Raw genomic sequence first — 21,657 nt, forward strand, 5'->3', positions numbered from 1 at the left:
TCCGCGCGCGCACTCGTTCCCACACTTCCGGCGTGCGGATCGTCCGGATCCGCACGCACCAGAAGCACAGGGAGCGAGGGCATGAGCAACATCCATTGCAGCGTCTGGAACGCTGCGCTCGGCGCGTGGGTCGCCGTTTCCGAACTGTCGCGGCGACGCGGTCGGCGCCCTTCGGCGACACGGGTTGCGGCCGGTCTGCTGACGTTCGTGGGCCTGCTGGCCGATCCCGGCGGGGCGTGGGGGCAGCCGGCCGGCGGCAACGCGCCCGCCGTCAGCGGCGGTACCGGCGGGCGTGGCGGTCCTGGCAATGGCGGCGGCGCCGGAGGCGGCAACGTCGGCGAATATCCGACCAGCAACGGCCAGGCGTCGGCGACCGGACATGGCGGTGCCGGCGGCAATGGCGCGGCGGGCGCCGGTGGCGCCGGCGGGGCGGTCGGCGCCACCGCGGTGACGGCCGGTGCGACGAGCGGGGGCCATGGCGGCAACGGGCTGTCCGATCCCGACCCCTTCTATGGCGGTGGCGGCGGTGGCGGCGGCGGCGCGGCGGTCTACTACACGACCGCCGGTGCCCTCACGGTGACTGGCGCGACCACCCTGCTCGGCGGCAATGGCGGCGGCGGCGCGGGACTGCAGGCCACGGCCGCGGGGCTCGTGCTGGACAACCTGGGCGGCCGCATCGGCGGCGGCAACGGCGGTGCGGGCGCCAACGGGCAGTGGGCCGGCGGCGGAGGTGGTGGCGGCGATGCCATCGTGCTGCAGGGCGGCGGCGCCACGGTTCGCAATGGCGGCATCGCCACCGGTGGCGCTGGCGGCGCCGCCCTTTGGGGCGGCTTCGGCATCGCGGCCGCGGGCGGCGAGGGCGGTGCCGGCCTGGCGCTCGAATCGAACGGCAACGCCCTGAGCAATACCGGCACCCTGGCCGGCGGCGCGGGCGGTGCCTCGAATGGGCAGAACGGGATCGGCGGCGCGGGGCTGCGCATCCGGGGCGACGGCAATGCCGTCATCAACAGCGGCAGCCTGCTCGGCGGTCTCGCGGGCGACCGCGTGACGCGCGGCGATGCGGTGCGCATCACCGGCAACGACAACACGCTCGAACTGCGCGCCGGCTCCGCGATCGCCGGCACACTGGTGGCGAACGGCAGCGGCAACCTGCTGCGCCTGGCCGGCGACGCGACCGACACCACGACCTCGCTGGCCGCCGCGAGCTACCGCGGCTTCGCCGGCTACGAGAAGACCGGTGCCGGCACCTGGACACTGGTCGGCGGCACGGGCGAGCGCACGCCCTGGCGGGTGCTGGGCGGCGCGCTCTCGATCGCCGACGACGCCGCCCTCGGCAGCGCCGATGGCGCGCTCACGCTCGACGGCGGAACGCTGCGCGTGACCGGCGACACGGCGAGCACCCGCGGCGTCACGCTCGGCAAGGCCGGCGGCGTGTTCGACGTCGATCCGGGCCGCACGCTGGGCCTGAACGGTGCCGTGATCGGCGCGGGCGGCCTGCGCAAGAGCGGCGCGGGCACCTTGCAGTTGGGCGCGGCCAACGGCTACGCGGGCGGCACCGACGTCGCGGCGGGTTCGCTGCAGGCGCTGGTCACGGGCGCGCTGGGCACGGGGCCGGTGTCGGTCGCGGGCAATGCCTCGCTGGCCTTCACCGACAAGGCCGACGCGGGCAAGCTCGCGATCACCGTGGCCGCGCGCGGCGGTGCGCCGACCGACAACGGCGGCTTCCTCGCGTTCAGCGACAGCAGCTCGGCCGGCCACGCGACCATCACGGCGAACAAGGACGCCGCGGTCGAGTTCCGCGACAGCTCGAGCGCGGGCAATGCGGTGATCGAGAACCGCGGCGGCATCACCACCCTGTGGTTCAACGCGAACGCAGGCAAGGCGCAGATCACCAACTTCGATGGCGGACAGATCAACCTGCTCGACGATGCGAGCGCCGGACAGGCGCGCTTCGTCAACGAGAGTGGCGGCCTGATCGACCTGTTCGACCGCGTGAGCGCGGACCAGGCGACGGTGGTGAACAACGCGGGCGCGCGGCTGCGCATCGGCAACCTGACGAACGCGGGCGTGGGCATCGGCTCGCTCGAAGGCGCGGGCAGCGTGCTGCTGGGCGCGAAGGCGCTGACCACGGGCGGGTTGAACACCAGCACGACGGTGTCGGGGACGATCAGTGGTGCGGGCGGTTCGCTCGTCAAGGTGGGGACTGGCACGCTGACGCTCACGGGCGCCAACACCTACACCGGTGGCACCACCGTGGGTGCGGGCACGCTGAGCGTGAACAACAAGAGCGGCAGTGCGACGGGCACGGGTGCCGTGCAGGTGCAGGCGGGCGCGACGCTCGCGGGCAGCGGCAGCATCGCGGGCGCGGTGACCATCGACAAGGGCGGCATCCTCGCAGCGGGTAACAGCCCGGGCACGTTGACCTTGGGCGCACTGACTCTGGCCGGCGGCTCCACGCTGAACTACGAACTCGGTCAAGCTGGCGTTCCTGGCGGCGCCCTGAACGACCTGATCAACGTGACCGGCAACCTGCAACTCGATGGCACCTTGAACGTCGCGCAGTCGGCGGGCGGCAGCTTCGGCCCTGGCCTCTACAGGCTCATGAGTTACGGCGGCAGCTTCACCGACAACGGTCTGGACATCGGCACGGTGCCGGGCTCGGCCAAGGCGGCGGACCTGCAGGTGCAGACCTCGGTGGCGAACCAGGTCAATCTGGTGAACCGCGCGGGCCTGTCGCTGAACTTCTGGGACGGTGGCGACAGCACCAAGTACAACGACGGTCAGATCGCTGGTGGTTCGGGCACCTGGCGCGTGGGCAACCCGCAGCCCTCGATGGATGCCTGGGCCGACATGGACGGCAAGCTCAACGGCAACTGGGCGCAGAACCAGTTCGCGGTGTTCGGCGGCAAGGCTGGCACCGTGACGGTGGATGCGACTGGCGGCGCGGTGCGCATCGCCGGTGCGCAGTTCGCCACCGATGGCTATGTGGTGCAAGGCGATGGCATCGTGTTGGACAACGCCAACTCGGTGATCCGCGTGGGTGATGGCACGGCTGCAGGTGCGAGCATGACTGCAACCCTCAATGTGGCGCTGTCGGGCACGGGCGGTATCTCGAAGGAGGATGCCGGCCGGCTGATCCTGGGCGGTGCCAACACCTACACCGGTGGCACCACCGTCAAGGGCGGCGTGCTGCAGGGCAGCGCGACCAGCCTGCAGGGCAATATCGTCAACAACGCCGAAGTCGCGTTCGACCAAGGCAAGACGGCGGGCACCTATGCGGGCACGATGAGCGGCACGGGCAAGCTGCGCAAGGTCGGCACCGGGACGCTGACGCTGACCAGTGCCAACAGCTACAGCGGCGGCACGCTGGTGGATGCGGGCACGCTAACGACTGACACCACGGGTGCGTTTGGCTCGGGTCCCGCCAGCATCGCTTCGGGCGCCACGCTGCAGTTCGGCGGCAAGGCCGATGCGGGCAAGCTCGCGATCGCCAATGCAGGCACCTTGCGACTGCAAGACACCGCGAGCGCGGCAGGCGCCACGGTGACCAATGCAGCGGGTGGCCAGGTGCGCATCGACCTGACGACCACTGGGACGAGCATCGGCTCGCTTGGCGGTGCAGGCGATGTGGTGCTCGGCGCGAAGACGCTGACCACCGGCGCTATCGGAGGCGACAACACGATCTCCGGTGCCATCACCGGCACCACGGGCTCGCTCGTCAAGGTCGGCGCAGGCACGCTCACACTCGCAGGCACCGCGACCTACAGCGGCGAGACTCGCGTGACCGGCGGCACCTTGAAGGCAGGCGCCACCAACGCCTTCAGCGCCGCATCGAGCGCTGTAGTCGCCAGCGGCGCCACGCTCGACCTCGGCGGCTTCAGCCAGAAGATGGCCGGCCTGACCAACGCAGGCACGGTCTCTCTGCTCGGCATGGTCCCAGGCACGACCTTGACGTTGACCGGCCCCTACGTCGGCAACAACGGCGTGCTGCGCCTCGGTGCGAAGCTCGACAACCCCGGCATCGCAGACCGCCTGGTACTCGACGGCGCATCGGTCAGTGCGAGCGGCAAGACCACAGTGCAGGTCACCAACCTCGGCGGCCTGGGCGCACGCACCAGCGGCGCGGGCACCGAGCTGATCAGCGCGAAGAACGGCGCGACCACCACCGCGCAGACCAGCAAGGACGCCTTCGTGCTCTCGGGCGGTCGCGTCGATGCCGGTGCCTACGAGTACCGCCTCTATGCAGGCGATGCGGGCGGCGAGGGCGAGAACTGGTACCTGCGCACCGAGGCAGAGCCGGGCGCCTCGCTGCCGACCTACCGCGCTGAGGCCTCGCTCTTCGCGGCTCTGCCCAACCAACTGCGCCAAAGCAACCTCGGCATGCTCGCCAGCCTGAGCCAGCGCATCGGCGACGACGACGTGCGCGGCAGCGGTGGTGCGAGCACGAGCGTGGACGGCAGCAACCGTCGCGCCTGGGGCCGTCTGATCTCCACCGACATGGACATCCGCCAGGGCGGGACCGTCTCGCCGCATGCCGAGGGCCGCGTGAGCGGGCTGCAGGCCGGCACCGACCTGTGGGCCAATGCGAACTGGCGCGCGGGCATCTATGTGGGCCAGCTCGAAGGCGACACGCGTGTCAGCGGCTTCAGCAGCGGCCTCCTGAACGGCGCCGCGGGTCGCAACGACCTGCGCAGCCAGTACCTGGGCCTCTACGGCACGTTCACCAGCGACGATGGCTTCTATGCAGACACGGTGCTGCAGGCCGGCCGCCATCGCTACACGGTGCAGCCGCAGCTGAGCGCCGGTGTCACGGGCAAGGGCAACAGCTTCCTGGCCTCGATCGAGGTGGGCAAGGCCTTCGCGCTGGGCACGGGCGGCTGGTCGGTGGAGCCGCAGTTGCAGTTGATCCACCAGCGCCTGCGCTTGGACGATGTGGCGATCCCCGGTGCGCTGGTGCAGCAGGACGCCGACAGCAGCTGGACCGCACGCGCGGGCGTTCGCATCAAGGGCAGCTTCGCGACAGGAGCGGGCACGCTGCAGCCCTATGCGCGCCTGAACGTCTATCGCAGCTCGAAGGGCAACGACATCGCCCGCTTCGTGAACCCGGCGGCGATCACGCCGGTGGGCGCGCCGATCGGTGGCACGAGCACGGAACTGGCCGCAGGCTTCACGTTGGCGCTGACCCAGCGCACGAGCCTGTATGGCGAGCTCGGCAAGCAGTGGGCCTCGGGTGGCGTCGCTCGCGTGGGCAGCTCGGTCAATGCAGGGGTGGGTGTGCGCGTGAAGTGGTAACGGCCCGCGCCAAAAGAAATGCCGCCCGGCTTGCGCCAGGGCGGCATCGGTCCGCCCGGAGGCGGCATTCAGTCGAAGCGGATCAGCGGGCCGAGATCGGCTTCACGTCGCGCTTGGGCGAGCCTTCGAACAGCTGGCGCGGGCGGCCGATCTTGTACTCGGGGTCGCCGATCATTTCGTTGAGCTGGGCGATCCAGCCGACGGTGCGGGCCAGCGCGAAGATCGCGGTGAACAGCGGGACCGGGATGCCGATGGCGCGCTGCACGATGCCCGAGTAGAAGTCGACGTTCGGGTACAGCTTGCGCGACACGAAGTACTCGTCTTCGAGCGCGATCTTTTCCAGTTCCTTGGCGAGCTTGAACAGCGGGTCGTTTTCCAGGCCCAGCTCGGTCAGCACTTCGTTGCAGGTTTCCTGCATCAGCTTGGCGCGCGGGTCGTAGTTCTTGTACACGCGGTGGCCGAAGCCCATCAGCTTGACGTTCGAGTTCTTGTCCTTGACCTTCTTGATGAACTCGCCGATCTTCTCCACGCCACCTTCCTTCTGGATGTCGTAGAGCATGTTGAGCGCCGCTTCGTTGGCGCCGCCGTGGGCCGGGCCCCAGAGGCAGGCCACGCCGGCCGCGATGGCCGCGAAGGGGTTGGTGCCCGACGAGCCGCACAGGCGCACGGTCGAGGTCGAGGCGTTCTGCTCGTGGTCGGCGTGCAGGATGAAGATGCGGTCGAGCGCGCGCTCGAGCACCGGGTTCACCTTGTACTCCTCGCAGGGCGTGGCGAACATCATGTGCAGGAAGTTGCCCGCATAGCTCAGTTCGTTCTTCGGGTACATGTACGGCTGGCCGATCGTGTACTTGTAGGCCATGGCCACGAGCGTGGGCATCTTCGCGATCAGGCGGATCGCGGCGATCTCGCGGTGCTCGGGATTGTTGATGTCCGTGCTGTCGTGATAGAAGGCCGACAGCGCGCCCACCAGGCCGGTCATGATGGCCATCGGATGCGCGTCGCGGCGGAAGCCGCGCAGGAAGAACTGCATCTGCTCGTTGACCATCGTGTGGTTGGTCACGAGCTTGGTGAAGTTGGCCTTCTTGGCCGTATCCGGCAGTTCACCGTACAGCAGCAGGTGGCAGGTCTCGAGGAAGTCGCAGTTGGTGGCGAGCTGCTCGATGGGATAGCCGCGATACAGCAGTTCGCCCTTGTCGCCATCGATGTAGGTGATGGCCGATTGGCAGGCCGCGGTGGACATGAAACCCGGGTCGTAGGTGAACATGCCGGTCTGCGCGTACAGCTTGCGGATGTCGATCACGTCGGGACCGACGGTGCCCTTGTAGATCGGCAGTTCGACCTTGTCGGCGCCGTTGCTGAACGATAGCGTGGCCTTGGTATCGGAGGCTTTCATTTCGGGTTTCTTTCAGAGGATTGTTCGAGAGGGCGAGGAGGGAGAGGTCGTGGAGGCTGCGGGCCGCTGCGCGCCGTCGGCGCGCATCAGCTGCAGAAGCTCGACCACCTCGGCCCCGGCCCATGCGGGCTCGGGCTCCTTTCTACGAAGGAGAAGATCGAGCAAATCGTTGTCCGAGAGGTCCATCAGAACTTCCATCGCGCCGGCCTGGCCGACGGTGATGCGAGATTCGTGCCGCTCGAAGAAGCGGGCGATGAACAGATCGTTTTCGAGCAGGCCGCGCCGGCAGCGCCACTTGAGCTTGCTGAGCGCTCGTTCTCCGAGCGGCTCGGCCGCCGCGCTTCCCGCAGGAGGCGCCGAGGGCGATGGGGTGCCGGGCAAAGCAGCCATGTCGGGTCAGATGGCGCGACGCACCATCAGTTCCTTGATCTTGCCGATGGCCATGGTCGGGTTCAGGCTCTTCGGGCACACGTCGACGCAGTTCATGATCGTGTGGCAGCGGAACAGGCGGTACGGGTCCTCGAGGTTGTCGAGGCGCTCGGCGGTGGCTTCGTCGCGGCTGTCGGCGATGAAGCGGTAGGCCTGCAGCAGGCCGGCCGGGCCCACGAACTTGTCGGGGTTCCACCAGAAGCTCGGGCAGCTCGTCGAGCAGCTCGCGCACAGGATGCACTCGTACAGGCCGTTGAGCTCCTCGCGCTCTTCCGGCGACTGCAGGCGCTCCTTCTCGGGCGGCACGGTGTCGTTCTGCAGGTACGGCTTGATCGAGTTGTACTGCTTGAAGAACTGGGTCATGTCGACGATCAGGTCGCGGATCACCGGCAGGCCGGGCAGCGGCTTGAGCACCACGGTGCCCTTGAGCGTGTTCATGTTGGTCAGGCAGGCCAGACCGTTCTTGCCGTTGATGTTCATCGCATCGGAACCGCAGACGCCTTCGCGGCACGAGCGGCGGAACGACAGCGTGGGATCCTGCGCCTTGAGCTTCATCAGGGCGTCGAGCAGCATGCGCTCGTGGCCGTCGAGTTCGATCTCGACGGTCTGCATGTAGGGCTTCGCGTCCTTGTCCGGGTCGTAGCGGTAGATCTGGAATGTGCGCTTCATCGTTGTGACCTTGTGAATGCTTTTACGTGGCTGATCATTAGCTGGCGCTTAGAAGGTGCGAACCTTCGGCGGCACCGAGGCGACCGTGAGCGGCTGCAGCTTGACGGGCTTGTAGGAGAGGCGGTTGTCGGCGCTGTACCAGAGCGTGTGCTTCATCCAGTTGGCATCGTCGCGGCCCAGCGGCGCGACCGGATCGTCGGCCGGGCGCTCGTAGTCCTCGACGGTGTGGGCACCGCGGCATTCCTTGCGGGCCGCGGCCGAGACCATGGTGGCCTGCGCCACTTCGATCAGGTTGTCGACTTCCAGCGCCTCGATGCGCGCGGTGTTGAACACCTTGGACTTGTCCTTCAGGCCGATGGCCTTCACGCGCTCGCGCACTTCGGCGATCTTGACCACGCCTTCGTCCATCGAAGCCTGCTTGCGGAACACCGCGGCGTGCTGCTGCATGGTGACGCGGATCTGGTTGGCCACGTCCTGCGCGTACTCGCCGCCGGTGGAGTTCTGCAACTCGTTGAGGCGCTCGAGCGTGCGGTCGGCGGCATTGGCCGGCAGCGGCTTGTGTTCCTTGAGCTTGTCGTTGAACTCGACGATGTGGTTGCCGGCCGCGCGGCCGAACACCAGCAGGTCGAGCAGCGAGTTGGTGCCCAGGCGGTTGGCGCCGTGCACGCTCACGCACGAGCATTCGCCCACGGCGTAGAGGCCGTTGACGACGGCGCTGTTGTCCTCGCCCTTCTGGATTACGACCTGGCCGTTGATGTTGGTCGGGATGCCGCCCATCTGGTAGTGGATGGTGGGCACCACGGGGATCGGTTCCTTCGTGATGTCGACGTTGGCGAAGTTGATGCCGATCTCGTACACCGAAGGCAGGCGCTTGTGGATGGTCTCGGCACCGAGGTGATCGAGCTTCAGCAGCACGTAGTCCTTGTTGGGACCGCAGCCGCGGCCTTCCTTGATTTCCTGGTCCATCGAGCGCGACACGAAGTCGCGCGGCGCCAGGTCCTTCAGCGTGGGCGCATAGCGCTCCATGAAGCGTTCGCCGTTGCTGTTGAGCAGGATCGCGCCTTCGCCGCGGCAGCCTTCGGTCAGCAGCACGCCCGCGCCGGCCACGCCGGTCGGGTGGAACTGCCAGAACTCCATGTCCTGCAGCGGGATGCCCGAGCGCGCGGCCATGCCAAGGCCGTCGCCGGTGTTGATGAAGGCGTTGGTCGAGGCCTGGAAGATACGGCCCGCGCCGCCGGTGGCCAGCAGCACGGTCTTGGCCTGCAGGATGTGCAGGTCGCCGGTTTCCATCTCGAGCGCGGTCACGCCGACCACGTCGCCTTCGTCGTCGCGGATCAGGTCGAGCGCCATCCATTCGACGAAGAACTGGGTGCGCGCTTCCACGTTCTTCTGATAGAGCGTGTGCAGCATCGCGTGGCCGGTACGGTCGGCCGCGGCGCAGGCGCGCTGCACGGGCTTCTCGCCGTAGTTGGCCGTGTGGCCGCCGAACGGGCGCTGGTAGATCGTGCCGTCGGGGTTGCGGTCGAAGGGCATGCCGAAGTGCTCGAGCTCGTACACAACCTTCGGTGCTTCGCGGCACATGAACTCGATCGCGTCCTGGTCGCCGAGCCAGTCGGAACCCTTGATCGTGTCGTAGAAGTGGTAGTGCCAGTTGTCCTCGCTCATGTTGCCGAGCGATGCGCCCACGCCGCCTTGCGCGGCGACCGTGTGCGAACGGGTGGGGAACACCTTGGAGAGCACGGCCACGTTGAGGCCCGCGCGCGCCAGTTGCAGCGAGGCGCGCATGCCGGAACCGCCGGCACCGACGATCACGACGTCGAACTTGCGCTTGGTGATTTGTTCTTTTGTGTAGGTCATGGTGGGGATGGGGTCGTCAGATTTTCCAAAGCACTTGAATGGCCCAACCCGCACAACCGACCAGCCAGACGATGGTGAAGATCTGGAGCACGAGGCGGATCGCGACGGGCTGGATGTAGTCCATCCAGATGTCGCGCATGCCGACCCACACGTGATAGAGCAGGGACACGATGACGCAGAAGGTCAGGACCTTCATCCACTGCGCGGCGAAGATGCCGGCCCACAGGTCGTAGCCGATCGGGCCGCGCGTGAAGATCAGCTGCGCCAGCAGGATGATCGTGAAGAGCGCCATCAGGGCGCCCGTGACGCGCTGGCTGAGCCAGTCGCGCATGCCGTAATGCGCGCCGACGACGATGCGCTTGGAGCCGTAGTTCACAGACATTTGAGGCTCCTTCTCAGTACAGGCCGAACAGCTTGGCGCCGAGCACGATGGTCAGCAGGACGCTCGCGGCCAGCGTGAAGATGGCCGAGCTCTTGCCGAACTCCTTGGTCACGGCCTTGTGGCTCACGTCCATCCAGAGGTGGCGCACGCCGGCGATGAAGTGGTGCAGGTAGGCCCAGATCAGCGCGAGCACGACGAGCTTGAAAAACCAGCCCGGAACGAAACCAAGGCCGCTGTTGAAGGCGGCCTTGAACTTGGCGAACGAATAGTCGGACGAGAGCGAGGTGTCGAACATCCAGATGATGAACGGCAGCAGCAGGAACATCAGCGCGCCGCTGACGCGGTGCAGGATCGACACGATGCCGGCGGGCGGCAGGCGGTAGGTCGTGAGATCGGTGAAGGCGTTGATGTTGCGGAATTCGCGACGCCGTGGTGTGGAGGAGGATGCAAGCTCTGTCATGGAGGGGCTTTCGTGGCTTGTTGATTGACTTGTTCTGAGAGCGAACGCTTTTGTTTTCTCTTCGGGAAATGCAAACAACGCAAAATTCTATTGCAATGCACCATCGCGCATCGGTCGCGCTCGCGTCGACGCACCGCGGCAGTCGGATGCTCTTGACTTCATAGCGTCTTGCGCGCGCCGCGCGGCGGCTTGAAGCGTATTCGTTACGTGGTCCATCGTGAGGCGCATTCAGCCGAGCTGGTTGCGATAGTGGTGCGTGTCGGTGCGATAGAGGCCGCGGCGCAGTTCCATCGGCATGTCGTGGTAGGTGTGGGCCACGCGTTCGACGCTCAGCAGCGGCATCTGCGGCGTGACGTCGAGCAGTTGGGCCTGCTCGGGGTCGGGCAGCACCGCGCGAATTTTTTCTTCGGCGCGCACCATGCGCACGCCGAACTCGGTTTCGAACAGCGCGTACATCGGGCCCGGCCAGGCGCGCAGCCGCTCGGCCGTGAGGCCCTTGAACGGCGTGCCGGGCAGCCAGAGGTCTTCGAGGATGGTCGGCACGCCGCCATAGGCGAGCACGCGCCGCACCTGCAGCACGGCATCGCCGGTGCGCAGGCCCAGCGCGCGCGCCACGTCGGCCGAGGCACGCAGGCGCTTGCAGTCGACGATGGTGCGCTCGGCCGGGCCTTCGGCGCTCGGCAGGCCGCCATCGGGCACCAGCTTCAGGAAACGGTATTGCACATGCTGCTCGGCATGCGTGGCGACGAAGGTGCCCTTGCCCTGGCGCCGCACCACGAGGTTCTCGGCCGCGAGCTCGTCGATCGCCTTGCGCACCGTGCCCTGGCTGACGCGAAAGCGCACGGCCAGGTCCATCTCGCTGGGGATCGGCTCGCCCGGCTTCCACTCGCCCGCCTGCAGGCTCTGCAGGATCAGGGTCTTGATCTGCTGGTAGAGCGGGCTGAACGAGGGCGTCGTGGGCTCGTCGAGGGTGGTGGTGGGGCTGTTCATGGCAGGGCGTGGGTAAGCGCCGTGGCGGAACCCGGAGGATATCTTATATAAGACATAAGACGGGCCTCATCGAATCGGCTTAAAATGCCGGCCGTTCCCGCGCCGCGGCCGTCCGGCCCCTTTCGGACCTCCCGACCGCCCCGCGAGACTTCCGCCGCCGCGTTTCGCGCGTGCGCCGACACCGTCACATCACTTCTGGAGTCTTCCCATGAGCAAAAAGCCCGTCCGCGTTGCCGTCACCGGTGCCGCCGGTCAAATCGGTTATGCCCTGTTGTTCCGTATCGCGTCCGGCGAAATGCTCGGCAAGGACCAGCCGGTCATCCTGCAATTGCTCGAAATCCCCGACGAGAAGGCCCAGAAGGCGCTCAAGGGCGTGATGATGGAACTCGACGACTGCGCGTTCCCGCTGCTGGCCGGCATGGAAGCCCACGGCGACCCGATGACCGCCTTCAAGGACGCCGACTACGCACTGCTGGTCGGCTCGCGTCCCCGCGGCCCGGGCATGGAACGTGCCGAACTGCTGGCCGTCAACGGCGCCATCTTCACGGCGCAAGGCAAGGCCCTGAACGCCGTTGCCAGCCGCAACGTCAAGGTGCTGGTGGTCGGTAACCCCGCCAACACCAATGCCTACATCGCCATGAAGAGCGCACCGGACCTGCCGCGCAAGAACTTCACCGCCATGCTGCGCCTGGACCACAACCGCGCCGCCAGCCAGCTCGCCGCCAAGACCGGCAAGCCCGTGGCCGACATCGAAAAGCTCACCGTCTGGGGCAACCACTCGCCCACGATGTACGCCGACTACCGCTTCGCCACCATCAACGGCGAAAGCGTCGCCAAGATGATCAACGACCAGGAATGGAACGCCAACACCTTCTTGCCGACCGTCGGCAAGCGCGGCGCCGCCATCATCGAAGCACGCGGCCTGTCCTCGGCTGCCTCGGCCGCCAACGCCGCCATCGACCACATGCGCGATTGGGCCCTGGGCACCAATGGCAAGTGGGTCACGATGGGCATCCCGTCGGACGGCCAGTACGGCATTCCGAAGGACACGATGTTCGGCTTCCCGGTCACCTGCGAAAACGGTGAATACAAGCTGGTCGAAGGCCTCGAGATCGACGCATTCAGCCAGGAACGCATCAACAAGACCCTGGAAGAGCTGCAAGGCGAACAAGCCGGCGTTGCTCACCTGATCTAAGCAAGGCCTGCCGGCATGCTCGACTGGAACCCCGCGCTCTATCGTCGCTACGAGGACGAGCGCACCCGCCCCGCGCAGGAACTCCTGGCGCGGGTGCCTCTGGCGGAGGCGGCCCGCGTGGTCGACCTCGGCTGCGGTCCGGGCAACTCCACCGAGCTGCTGGTCCACCGGTTCCCGAAGGCCCAGGCCCTCGGGACCGACAACTCCGAAGCCATGCTGGTCAGCGCGCGCGAGCGCCTGCCCGGCGCGCGCTTCGAGTTGAGCGACATCGCGACCTGGGCGCCTTCCGCGGAAGCGGCGCCCGACCTCATCTATGCGAACGCGTCGCTGCAATGGGTGCCCGATCACGAAACGCTGATCCCGCGCCTGTTCGACGCGCTCGCCCCCGGCGGCGTGCTGGCCATCCAGATGCCCGACAACCGCCAGGAACCCACGCACCGCCTGATGCGCGCGCTCGCGGCCGAAGCGCCCTGGGCCGAGCCCATCGGCGATGCCGACCGGCTGCGCACCAGGCTGCTGCCGCTGGGCGGCTACTACGACCTGCTGGCGCCACGCGCGGCCAACGTCGACGTCTGGCACACGATCTACCAGCACCGCATGGCCGATGCCGCCTCCATCGTCGAATGGGTGCGCGGCACGGGCCTGAAGCCCTTCGTCGACCGGTTGCCGCCCGACCTGCAGGCCAGCTACCTGGCCGAATACGAGCGCCGCGTGAACGAGGCCTACCCGGCACGCACCGACGGCAAGCGGCTGCTGGCCTTCCCGCGCATGTTCATCGTGGCGCAGAAGAAGGCGTGACGACCGTGAGCGAACGCGCCCCCGCCCATCCCGCTGCCGTGCTGCTCGGCGCGCAGGCCGGCGCCGTCAGCCTGCCGGTGTGCGACCACTACAGCGGCGTCGAGGCGCGCATGAAGAAGAGCCTCGCGCTCCAGGCCGAGATGGCCGAGGAGTTCGGCGCCTGCGTGTTCGACGTCACCCTCGACTGCGAGGACGGCGCCCCGGTGGGCGGCGAGGCCGAGCATGCGGCGCTGGTCACCGAGCTGGCGCTGGCCGCCAGGCCCGGCATACGCGTCGGCGTGCGCGTGCACCCGGTCGACCACCCGGCCTTCGCGGGCGACGTGGTCACCATCGCGGGCCGCGCCGGCCAGCGGCTCAGTCACCTGATGGTGCCGAAGGTCGAATCGGTGGCCGACGTCGAGCAGGCCGTGGCCGCGCTCGACGCCGCCGATGCCGAAACGCTGCCGCTGCACGTGCTGATCGAATCGCCTTTTGCCGTGCACAACGCCTTCGACATTGCGGCCCATCCGCGCGTGCAGTCGCTGAGCTTCGGCCTGATGGACTTCGTCTCGGCCCACGCCGGCGCCATCCCCGCCGAGGGCATGGGCGCCGCGGGCCAGTTCACGCATCCGCTGGTGGTGCGCGCCAAGCTGGCGATCGCCTCGGCCGCGCATGCGCACGGCAAGGTGCCCTCGCATTGCGTGGTGACCGAGTTCAACGACATGGACGCCATGCGCACCGCGGCCCGCAAGGCGGCCCGCGAATTCGGCTACACGCGCATGTGGAGCATCCATCCGAACCAGATCCGGCCGATCCTCGAGGCCTTCGCGCCCGACGAGGCGCAGATTCAAATTGCCACAAATATCCTGCTCAAGGCAGCGGCCGCGGATTGGGCGCCGACACAAATTGATGGCACATTGCACGACCGCGCGAGCTACCGCCATTTCTGGCAGGTGCTGACGCGTGCCCACGCAACAGGGCGCGCGTTGCCGCCAGAGGCCAAGGCCTGGCTGACGCCCGCGGTCTCCTGAAACCTCCGAACCAGCCTCAAGGAAACCCTCACATGAAGAAAATCGCCCTGATCGCCGCAGTGGCCCTGGCTCTGCCGTTCGGTGCCCTGGCGCAGAGCAGCACGCCCGCCAAGCCGGCCGCTGCCAAGCCCGCCGCCAAGTCCACCGAAGCCAAGAAGGCCCCGCCCAAGCGCCAGGTCACCCGCAAGGCCGCCAAGGCCGTCGAGGAAGTCACGCCGATCAGCGACGACACCAACGTCGTGCTCACCGACTCCGACCTCGAGGTCGCCAAGCGCGTGTCGACCGGCAAGGCCCAGTGCGAACTCGGCGCCGACGTGACCGTGACCGAGGACGAGAAGAAGCCCGGCTTCTTCACCGTGACCACCAAGGGCCTGCGCTACCGCATGCACCCGGTCGAAAGCCGCACCGGCGCCATCCGCCTCGAAGACCCCCGCGCTGGCGCCATGTGGCTGCAGCTGGGCAACAAGTCGATGCTGATGAACCAGAAGGCCGGCCTGCGCATCGCCGACGAATGCCAGACGCCGGCCCAGGTGGCCTTTGCCGAAGAAATGAAGAAGAACCCGCCGAAGAGCCTTTTCGAAGGCGCTGACGGCGACAAGAAGTAAGTCGACCCCACGAGGGGCGGCGCGGCTCTTGCTTGCCGACCGGCGAAAGCCGGACGGCGGGTCGAACACCGCGCCGCATGCCCTCCAGCCCCAAGTTTCCGGAGAAAAGAAGATGTTGCAAGCCTACGTTGACCATGTCGCCGAACGCGCCGCGCTCGGTATCCCGCCGCTGCCCCTGAGCGCGAAGCAGACCTCTGAAGCGATCGAGCTCCTCAAGAGCGCGAACGACAAGGACGGTGCCTTTCTGCTCGACCTGCTGACCCACCGCGTGCCCGCGGGCGTGGACGACGCCGCCAAGGTCAAGGCCAGCTATCTCGCGGCTGTGGCGCATGGCACCGAGAAGAGCGCGTTCATCACGCGCGCCCGTGCCACCGAACTGCTCGGCACGATGCTCGGCGGCTACAACATCAGCCCCATGATCGACCTGCTGGACGACGCCGAAGTCGGCGCCGTCGCGGCCGAGGGCCTCAAGAAGACGCTGCTGATGTTCGACCAGTTCCACGACGTCAAGGAAAAGGCCGACAAGGGCAATGCCAACGCCAAGGGCGTGCTGCAGAGCTGGGCCGATGCCGAGTGGTTCACCAGCCGTCCCGAAGTGCCCCAGAGCATCACCGTCAGCATCTTCAAGGTGGCCGGCGAAATCAACACCGACGACCTGTCGCCCGCGCCCGACGCGACCACGCGTCCCGACATCCCGATGCACGCCCTGGCGATGCACAAGAACGCGCGCCCCGGCATCGTTCCGGAGGAAGACGGCAAGCGCGGCCCGGTGAAGTTCATCGAGGACCTGCGCGCGCGCGGCCACCTCGTGGCCTATGCCGGCGACGTGGTCGGCACGGGTTCGTCGCGCAAGAGCGCCACCAACTCGGTGCTGTGGTTCACCGGCGAAGACATCCCGTTCGTGCCCAACAAGCGCTTCGGCGGCGTCTGCCTCGGCGGCAAGATCGCACCGATCTTCTACAACACGATGGAAGACTCGGGCGCGCTGCCGATCGAGCTCGACGTGACGCAGATGAACATGGGCGACGTGGTCGAGCTGCGTCCCTACGAAGGCAAGGCCCTGAAGGACGGCCAGGTCATCGCCGAATTCACCGTGAAGAGCGACGTGCTGTTCGACGAAGTGCGCGCCGGCGGCCGCATTCCGCTGATCATCGGCCGCGGCCTCACGGCCAAGGCGCGCGAAGCGCTGGGCCTGCCGGTCTCCACGCTGTTCCGCCTGCCGCAAAGCCCGGTCGACACCAAGAAGGGCTTCTCGCTGGCACAGAAGATGGTCGGCCGCGCCTGCGGCCTGCCCGAAGGCCAGGGCGTGCGCCCGGGCACCTACTGCGAACCCAAGATGACCTCGGTCGGCTCGCAGGACACCACCGGCCCGATGACGCGCGACGAGCTCAAGGACCTGGCCTGCCTGGGCTTCTCGGCCGACCTCGTGATGCAGTCGTTCTGCCACACGGCGGCCTACCCGAAGAAGGTCGACGTCAAGATGCACCATGAACTCCCCGAGTTCATGGCCAACCGCGGTGGCGTTTCGCTGCGCCCGGGCGACGGCGTGATCCACAGCTGGCTCAACCGCCTGCTGACGCCTGACACCGTGGGCACCGGCGGCGACAGCCACACCCGCTTCCCGATCGGCATCAGTTTCCCCGCGGGCTCGGGCCTCGTGGCCTTCGCGGCCGCCACCGGCGTGATGCCGCTGGACATGCCCGAGTCGGTGCTGGTGCGCTTCAAGGGCAAGATGCAGCCCGGCGTCACGCTGCGCGACCTGGTCAACGCGATCCCGCTGTACGCCATCAAGAGCGGCCTGCTGACGGTCGAGAAGAAGGGCAAGAAGAACATCTTCTCGGGCCGCATCCTCGAGATCGAGGGCCTGCCCGACCTCAAGGTCGAACAAGCCTTCGAACTGAGCGACGCCTCGGCCGAACGCTCGGCCGCCGGCTGCACGGTGCATCTGAACAAGGAGCCGATCATCGAATACATCAACAGCAACATCACGCTGATGAAGTGGATGATCGCCGAGGGCTATGCCGACGCGCGCACGCTGCAGCGCCGCATCGCCGCGCAGGAAGCCTGGCTCAAGGACCCGCAACTGCTCAAGGGCGACGACGACGCCGACTACGCGGCCGTGATCGAGATCGACCTGGCCGAGATCCACGAGCCCATCGTGGCCTGCCCGAACGACCCCGACGACGTGAAGACGCTGAGCGACGTGGCGGGTGCCGTGATCGACGAAGTGTTCATCGGCTCGTGCATGACCAACATCGGCCACTTCCGCGCCGCGTCGAAGCTGCTCGAAGGCAAGCGCGACATCCCGGTCAAGCTGTGGATCGCGCCGCCGACCAAGATGGACGCGCAGCAGCTGACCGAGGAGGGCCACTACGGCGTGTTCGGCAATGCCGGTGCCCGCACCGAGATGCCGGGCTGCTCGCTGTGCATGGGCAACCAGGCGCAAGTGCGCGAAGGCGCCACGGTCATGTCGACCAGCACGCGCAACTTCCCGAACCGCCTGGGCAAGAACACCAACGTGTACCTGGGCTCGGCCGAACTGGCCGCCATCTGCTCGCGCCTCGGCCGCATCCCGACCCGGGAAGAGTACATGGCCAGCACCGGCGTGCTCGATGCGTCCAGCGCGCAGATCTACCAGTACCTGAACTTCGACAAGATCGAGGACTACAAGAACGTGGCCGATTCGGTCACGGCCTGAGCCTGAAGACAAGCCGGACGGTCCCCGCGGCCGGCCCGGCCCGTGTCGACGAAGCCCCGCATCCGCGGGGCTTTTTTCATGGCACTGGCGCCGGCGTTCAGAGCGTCGGCGGGTGGTTCGGACGCAGGTACTGCGTGCCCGTCAGTTCCATGGACACCCCCGCGGGGCCGCCCACCGCATGCGGCAGCGAGGTCAGCAGCGAGGTCGCGAAGTCGCCGCGGTAGAGCTTGGCGCCCTGGTGCGTGAGGTTGGAGTTGGCATCGATGTGGATCGATTCGCCCAGGCCCGACCAGAGGCGGCAGAAGCCGTAGTCTTCCGAGAGATAGCGGCGCGTCACGGGGTCGACCATCACGTCGAAGAAACGGTAGTGCAGGCCGCGGTCGGCCTCGCCGATGCTGTCGGGCACGTAGTTGAGCTCGGGGTAGCTCGCCATCAGCCGCTCGAACACGCCGCGCTTGATCGCCATGAAGCCCGTGGGCGCCTCGGTCATCTTCATGAAGCCGTCGGGCTGTACCTCGAGCTCGACCTTGCCGCTGGCTTCGGAGGCGCTCGCATTGACCGTGTAGCGCGTGAAGGTGGCATCGAACTGCGCGCGCGTGGTGCCGGACGCGACGCCTTCCTCGGGCCAGTCCTCGCGCTTGAGCGGGTAGACGCCGGCCGCGATCTCGTAGTCCGAGAGCAGCAGCCGGAACGCCGCCTGCGGCGAGAAGCCGATGTCGGCGTCGATCCAGAACAGGTGGGTCCATTCCGGGTTGGCGAGAAACTGGGCCACGCAGTTGTTGCGCGCCCGGGTCACGAGGCTTTCGCCCTGGTGGAACAGCACCTGCATCCGCATGCCGGCGCGCTCGGCCTCGATGGCGAAGTTCATCATCGACATCACGTAGTTCTGGAAGAACTTGCCGTCGTGGCTCGGCGTGACGACCACTGGGAAGAAGCGTTGGAGAGCGGAGGGTTCGAGCATGGCGGCTCCGGTTATCGGGCGGGGCGCTGCATCAGGCCGAGCAGCAGCGTGTTGTACACCTCGGTGGCGGCCGCGTTGCCGGGCAGGTAGCGGTCGATCAGGCCGCGCTGGCGCTCGCGGTAGGCGAGCGGCTGCGCATCGTGCGCGTCGATCGCCTCGAGCACGCGCGTGCTGCCCGCTGCCACATCGTTGGCTTCGTAGTAGTAGCCGAGGTCCGCGCAGAGGTGGGCGTTGTGCACCAGCGGATAGCCCTGCCAGCAGGTCTCGAGGTAGAAGTAGTTGAGCGGGTTCTCCCACTGGTGCGAGATCACGATGTCGGTGTTCTGGGCCAGGAAGGTCGGCGTGTCGTGCCGGCCCAGGAACACGGCCTTGTGCTCGCGCACCAGGTCGAGCTGGTTCATCAGGGTGATGAATTCCATGTTCTCGCGCGCCATCTTCTCGGCATTGGCCACCTGCAGCAGTGCGATCGCCTCGCGCCGCGCGCGGTAGGCCAGTTCGGCGACCAGGATCGGGTAGAGGCAGAACTTCACCACGTTGATGTTCGGCTCCATCACGCTGAGGCGCCGCGGGCCGACGCGCGGCTGGTAGACGCCGTTCTCGGGCAGCCCGCGCGTGCGCTCCTCGAGGAACACCGGACTCCAGACGAAGGGCACGGCGCGCGCCTCGATCCGGCGCAGCACCTCGAAGTAGGGCTGACTGATGTGCGCCACCTGCGGAACCATCCAGATGTCGTCGTAGCGCTGGTTGACGAACAGGTTCCGGCCCCACAGCGGCTTGTTGAACAGCATCGACTCCATCGCATGCACGTACTCGAAGCCGCAGCAGTACGACACCAGCCGGGCGCCGCGCTGCTTGAGGTAGTCGGTCTGCAGGTGATCGATCTGGCCGCCCAGCTCGATCAGCACGTCGACCTTGTCCTTGGCGCCCTCAAAGTTCGTCGTGGGCCAGCGCGCCTGGTCCCAGGGCAGGGCCGGCGTGATCGGCGTGGCCGTGGTGTTGACCAGCACCACCGACGCCACGCCGGGGCAGTGCTTGAGCGCCTCGGCCAGGAACACGGCGTTCTGCTTGATGCCGTTGTTCCAGAGTGTTTCGGCTTCGTGGTGAAGACCGATGGTGATGCCGATGCGGAGGGAGTCGTTTGAATTCACTTTTGTTGCCCAATTGTTAATTGGCGTCATCTGCGCTCTACGGCGAGAAATAAATCACGGATGAATAAATGGATCCGTGAACAAGTTCCAGATTGGCGCGCATCGAGTGTGCTTTTTTACTCACCTGCCAAAGTTGACGTTCGCAAGCTTCAATGTGAATTAATTCCACATGATCGAAGAAAAAGTCCTTATGAAACAAGGGCTTGCATCGAATCTTCTGCCCCGTTTCGAACGGTGAGGGGATTCTATGTTTTCGCGGCACTTTCACCTTCAGGAGACAATTGTTAATCAATGTGAATGCTAATTTGTGTCCTTTTTTGTGAACTAAATCATCGAAGCTTTTTGAGCGATTTGGTCTTTTGCGTTCTGAATGTAAACAAGTATGTACATTCCACCGCTCTTGTGAACAGCGCGGTGATTGGGATCTCGACGACGAGCGCCAAGCACGACCCTTCACATTTTTCCTGGGACCTACCGCGCGGGTCCTGAGATTCCACACGCAGTTGGCAGTCAATGAACAAGTCATATAGAAGTATCTGGAATGAGTCGCTCGGTGCATGGGTGGCCGCTTCGGAAATCACTTCCGCCCGAGGCAAGCGCAGCAGTTCGGCTGCGGTGATCGCGGGTGCCGCGCTGAGCGTCGCGCTGGCGTCCTTCGGCTTGATGGAGAGCGCGAACGCCTACATCGTCGGACCGCCGAACGGCGCCTGCAACACGGGCGCGAACACCGGTCCCGACGGCAAGGCCTACCCGGCGACGGTCGATCCGGTCGACGGTTCCGGCGTGTACTCGACCGTGGTCGGCGGGTGCTCGGCCAATGGCGGCGGCTTCCTGGGCGTCACGATGTTCGGGTCGTTCACGACGGCGCGCGGCAAGGGCTCCAGCATGTTCGGCATGGGATCGACCGCCGGGCAGTACGCCTCGGCCTTCGGCCTCCAGGCCAATGCCTTCGGCATCGCCAGCATCGCGATGGGCCAGAACGCCCTCGCCGCGAGCAACAACAACATCGCCATCGGCGCGGGCGCGAACGCGGCGGCGATCAGCGCGGGCACGGCCATCGCGATCGGTGCCAACTCCGTCGCCTCGTCCAACACCACGGTCGGCGATTCGCTGGCCATCGGCACCGGCGCCAAGGCCACGGCGCAGGACGCGGTGGCGATCGGCGGCCAGGCCAACGCGAGCGGCACCAATGCCCTGGCCATCGGTGGCAACGACGGTGGCGCGAGCGGCACCAATGCGTCGGCGATCGGCGTGGGCGCCAACGCAACCGCCAACTACGCGACGGCGGTGGGCGCCGGCGCGACCGCGAGCGGCACCGGCGCAACGGCCATCGGTGCCAGCGGCACCGCGGCGGCCCGTGCCCTGGGCGCCAACTCGGTCGCGATCGGCGGCCAGTCGGTCGTCGGCAGCGCGGCCGATTCGGGTATCGCCATCGGCCTCAACGCCAATGCGCAGTCGAACAGCACCATCGCCCTGGGAAGCGGTGCGAACGTCGGAGCCGGCGCGGATTCGAGCATCGCCATCGGCGCGAATGCGAGCGCGACCAACAAGACGAACAACCTCGCGATCGGTGCCGGCGCCAAGGCGAACGGCGGCGGCGCGACGGCCATCGGCGCCGGCGCCAATGCCGCCTTCGGCAACGACATGGCCTTCGGCACGAATGCGACGGCCCGCGGCGACGCGAGTTCCCTGGCGCCTTCCACGGCCTTCGGCAACAACGCCAATGCCTGGGGCGGCAGTTCCACGGCCTTCGGCGTGTTCGCGCAGGCC

17 protein-coding genes and 1 pseudogene are annotated in these 21,657 nt (G+C 67.1%); 7 read left to right on the top strand and 11 right to left on the bottom strand.

Annotated elements, in window-relative coordinates:
* Positions 1–81: 81 nt before the first annotated feature.
* On the top strand, positions 82–5,292 hold the full coding sequence (locus BM109_RS25110; protein WP_093348743.1) for an autotransporter outer membrane beta-barrel domain-containing protein: 5,211 nt from the start codon (positions 82–84) through the stop codon (positions 5,290–5,292).
* An 82-nt stretch (positions 5,293–5,374) separates the two neighbouring features.
* Here BM109_RS25110 and gltA read toward each other — a convergent pair whose 3' ends face one another.
* The 7 genes from gltA to BM109_RS25145 form a co-directional block, all read right to left on the bottom strand.
* Positions 5,375–6,685 carry a citrate synthase gene (gene gltA / locus BM109_RS25115; protein WP_093348745.1) on the bottom strand — a complete coding sequence of 437 codons (1,311 nt, stop codon included), beginning with the start codon at positions 6,683–6,685 and terminating at the stop codon, positions 5,375–5,377.
* Positions 6,686–6,697: 12 nt separating this feature from the next.
* Positions 6,698–7,075, bottom strand: coding sequence for an FAD assembly factor SdhE (locus BM109_RS25120; protein ID WP_093348748.1), 378 nt, complete (start codon positions 7,073–7,075; stop codon positions 6,698–6,700).
* Positions 7,076–7,081: 6 nt separating this feature from the next.
* Complete coding sequence (locus BM109_RS25125; protein ID WP_093348750.1) at positions 7,082–7,783, bottom strand: succinate dehydrogenase iron-sulfur subunit; 702 nt, start codon at positions 7,781–7,783, stop codon at positions 7,082–7,084.
* 48 nt (positions 7,784–7,831) lie between these two features.
* Positions 7,832–9,640, bottom strand: coding sequence for a succinate dehydrogenase flavoprotein subunit (gene sdhA, locus BM109_RS25130; protein WP_093348754.1), 1,809 nt, complete (start codon positions 9,638–9,640; stop codon positions 7,832–7,834).
* Between the two features lie 16 nt (positions 9,641–9,656).
* Positions 9,657–10,022, bottom strand: a complete 366-nt coding sequence (gene sdhD, locus BM109_RS25135) for a succinate dehydrogenase, hydrophobic membrane anchor protein (protein WP_093348757.1) — start codon at positions 10,020–10,022, stop codon at positions 9,657–9,659.
* A gap of 13 nt (positions 10,023–10,035) precedes the next feature.
* Positions 10,036–10,482 carry a succinate dehydrogenase, cytochrome b556 subunit gene (gene sdhC, locus BM109_RS25140; protein WP_057595822.1) on the bottom strand — a complete coding sequence of 149 codons (447 nt, stop codon included), beginning with the start codon at positions 10,480–10,482 and terminating at the stop codon, positions 10,036–10,038.
* 228 nt (positions 10,483–10,710) lie between these two features.
* Positions 10,711–11,472, bottom strand: coding sequence for a GntR family transcriptional regulator (locus BM109_RS25145; RefSeq protein WP_093348760.1), 762 nt, complete (start codon positions 11,470–11,472; stop codon positions 10,711–10,713).
* Between the two features lie 208 nt (positions 11,473–11,680).
* On the opposite strand from BM109_RS25145, the gene BM109_RS25150 reads away from it, so the two are divergent.
* The 5 genes from BM109_RS25150 to BM109_RS25170 all read left to right on the top strand — a co-directional run bounded on the left by BM109_RS25150 (position 11,681) and on the right by BM109_RS25170 (position 17,778).
* Positions 11,681–12,667 carry a malate dehydrogenase gene (locus tag BM109_RS25150; RefSeq protein WP_093348762.1) on the top strand — a complete coding sequence of 329 codons (987 nt, stop codon included), beginning with the start codon at positions 11,681–11,683 and terminating at the stop codon, positions 12,665–12,667.
* 15 nt (positions 12,668–12,682) lie between these two features.
* Entirely contained in the window at positions 12,683–13,465 is a 783-nt protein-coding gene (gene tam, locus BM109_RS25155) for a trans-aconitate 2-methyltransferase (RefSeq protein WP_093348765.1), read from the top strand.
* On the top strand, positions 13,462–14,475 hold the full coding sequence (locus BM109_RS25160) for an HpcH/HpaI aldolase/citrate lyase family protein (protein ID WP_177239450.1): 1,014 nt from the start codon (positions 13,462–13,464) through the stop codon (positions 14,473–14,475). Before tam ends, BM109_RS25160 begins: the two co-directional genes overlap by 4 nt.
* A 32-nt stretch (positions 14,476–14,507) precedes the next feature.
* Positions 14,508–15,080, top strand: coding sequence for a hypothetical protein (locus BM109_RS25165; RefSeq protein ID WP_093348767.1), 573 nt, complete (start codon positions 14,508–14,510; stop codon positions 15,078–15,080).
* Between the two features lie 112 nt (positions 15,081–15,192).
* Positions 15,193–17,778: a bifunctional aconitate hydratase 2/2-methylisocitrate dehydratase gene (locus tag BM109_RS25170; protein ID WP_093348770.1), complete on the top strand. Its 2,586-nt coding sequence runs from the start codon at positions 15,193–15,195 to the stop codon at positions 17,776–17,778.
* Between the two features lie 97 nt (positions 17,779–17,875).
* Here BM109_RS25170 and BM109_RS25175 read toward each other — a convergent pair whose 3' ends face one another.
* On the bottom strand, positions 17,876–18,739 hold the full coding sequence (locus BM109_RS25175) for a hypothetical protein (protein ID WP_093348772.1): 864 nt from the start codon (positions 18,737–18,739) through the stop codon (positions 17,876–17,878).
* Positions 18,740–18,750: 11 nt separating this feature from the next.
* Entirely contained in the window at positions 18,751–19,887 is a 1,137-nt protein-coding gene (locus tag BM109_RS25180) for a DUF2827 domain-containing protein (RefSeq protein ID WP_256222766.1), read from the bottom strand.
* Between the two features lie 513 nt (positions 19,888–20,400).
* Here BM109_RS25180 and BM109_RS41815 point away from each other — a divergent pair.
* A pseudogene (locus tag BM109_RS41815) lies at positions 20,401–20,484 on the top strand (ESPR domain-containing protein); the annotation flags it as partial.
* A 149-nt stretch (positions 20,485–20,633) separates the two neighbouring features.
* Here the strand turns inward: BM109_RS41815 and BM109_RS25190 are convergent.
* Together BM109_RS25190 and BM109_RS25195 are read right to left on the bottom strand one after the other, a co-directional pair.
* Positions 20,634–21,149, bottom strand: a complete 516-nt coding sequence (locus tag BM109_RS25190; RefSeq protein WP_143129253.1) for a hypothetical protein — start codon at positions 21,147–21,149, stop codon at positions 20,634–20,636.
* Positions 21,150–21,161: 12 nt separating this feature from the next.
* Positions 21,162–21,632: a hypothetical protein gene (locus tag BM109_RS25195; RefSeq protein WP_143129254.1), complete on the bottom strand. Its 471-nt coding sequence runs from the start codon at positions 21,630–21,632 to the stop codon at positions 21,162–21,164.
* Positions 21,633–21,657 lie beyond the last annotated feature (25 nt).

Origin of the sequence: Variovorax sp. PDC80 (assembly GCF_900115375.1) — a bacterium.
Lineage (GTDB): Bacteria > Pseudomonadota > Gammaproteobacteria > Burkholderiales > Burkholderiaceae_C > Variovorax.

What these genes read in the sequence shown, in the direction of transcription:
- sdhD (WP_093348757.1), bottom strand. Translation starts at nt 10,022, where the DNA reads ATGTCTGTGAACTACGGCTCCAAGCGCATCGTCGTCGGCGCGCATTAC.
- BM109_RS25125 (WP_093348750.1), bottom strand. Translation starts at nt 7,783, where the DNA reads ATGAAGCGCACATTCCAGATCTACCGCTACGACCCGGACAAGGACGCG.
- BM109_RS25150 (WP_093348762.1), top strand. Translation starts at nt 11,681, where the DNA reads ATGAGCAAAAAGCCCGTCCGCGTTGCCGTCACCGGTGCCGCCGGTCAA.
- BM109_RS25110 (WP_093348743.1), top strand. Translation starts at nt 82, where the DNA reads ATGAGCAACATCCATTGCAGCGTCTGGAACGCTGCGCTCGGCGCGTGG.
- tam (WP_093348765.1), top strand. Translation starts at nt 12,683, where the DNA reads ATGCTCGACTGGAACCCCGCGCTCTATCGTCGCTACGAGGACGAGCGC.
- BM109_RS25170 (WP_093348770.1), top strand. Translation starts at nt 15,193, where the DNA reads ATGTTGCAAGCCTACGTTGACCATGTCGCCGAACGCGCCGCGCTCGGT.
- gltA (WP_093348745.1), bottom strand. Translation starts at nt 6,685, where the DNA reads ATGAAAGCCTCCGATACCAAGGCCACGCTATCGTTCAGCAACGGCGCC.
- sdhC (WP_057595822.1), bottom strand. Translation starts at nt 10,482, where the DNA reads ATGACAGAGCTTGCATCCTCCTCCACACCACGGCGTCGCGAATTCCGC.
- sdhA (WP_093348754.1), bottom strand. Translation starts at nt 9,640, where the DNA reads ATGACCTACACAAAAGAACAAATCACCAAGCGCAAGTTCGACGTCGTG.
- BM109_RS25165 (WP_093348767.1), top strand. Translation starts at nt 14,508, where the DNA reads ATGAAGAAAATCGCCCTGATCGCCGCAGTGGCCCTGGCTCTGCCGTTC.
- BM109_RS25120 (WP_093348748.1), bottom strand. Translation starts at nt 7,075, where the DNA reads ATGGCTGCTTTGCCCGGCACCCCATCGCCCTCGGCGCCTCCTGCGGGA.
- BM109_RS25175 (WP_093348772.1), bottom strand. Translation starts at nt 18,739, where the DNA reads ATGCTCGAACCCTCCGCTCTCCAACGCTTCTTCCCAGTGGTCGTCACG.
- BM109_RS25145 (WP_093348760.1), bottom strand. Translation starts at nt 11,472, where the DNA reads ATGAACAGCCCCACCACCACCCTCGACGAGCCCACGACGCCCTCGTTC.